A 690-nucleotide genomic window follows, 5' to 3' on the forward strand; every position below is an offset into this window, starting at 1 on the left:
CTGGTAGATGGGTTTTCGACCAAGAGAACCGTCTCCACCAGAGGCTTCGCATGCTTGTTTACCCGTCCGGCGTCAACGTGTCCAGCTCCGCCCTCCGCTTCCTCGCTGCCCGCCTGAGGGAACGGCGGCGCACTCTCGGCACCCGATGGCGGCGCCTGAGTGCGGGCCGGCAGGCCCTGCTCACGCTCGCCCACCTGCGCAACGGCCAGCCCTATGCCCAGCTCGCGGCCGGTTTCGGAGTCGGCACCACAACCGTCTACCGGTACGTCACCGAGGCCGTCGAGCTCCTGGCCGCCCTCGCCCCCACGCTCGCCGAAGCCATGCGGGCCGCGTCGATGAAGGCGTACCTGATCCTGGACGGAACACTTCTGCCGATCGACCGGATCGCCGCCGACCGCCCCTTCTACTCGGGCAAACACAAGAAGCACGGCATGACCGTGCAGGTCATAGCCGACCCGAAGGGCCGTCTCCTATGGGCTTCACCAGCCCTGGCCGGCGCCGTCCATGACGTCCGGGCCGCACGCGAGCACGGCATCATCGACGCCCTCGCCCAGGCCGGCATCAACTGCTGGGCGGACAAGGGGTACCAGGGCGCAGGCGGCACCGTCCGCCTCCCCTACCGCGGCCGATGGGACAGCCTCTCTGCTGGTCAGCAGGCCGTCAATCGGTCCCACGCGAAGGTCCGGGCAC

At 69.1% G+C, this 690-nt stretch carries 1 protein-coding gene; it reads left to right on the top strand.

Translation table 11 applies throughout. The features are described 5' to 3' along the window. Positions 1-50: 50 nt before the first annotated feature. Positions 51-690: transposase family protein (locus IEY89_RS40210; protein WP_189152462.1), on the top strand; the 640-nt coding region annotated here is incomplete at its 3' end.

The organism is Streptomyces lacrimifluminis (genome assembly GCF_014646095.1).
Classification (GTDB): domain Bacteria; phylum Actinomycetota; class Actinomycetes; order Streptomycetales; family Streptomycetaceae; genus Streptomyces; species Streptomyces lacrimifluminis.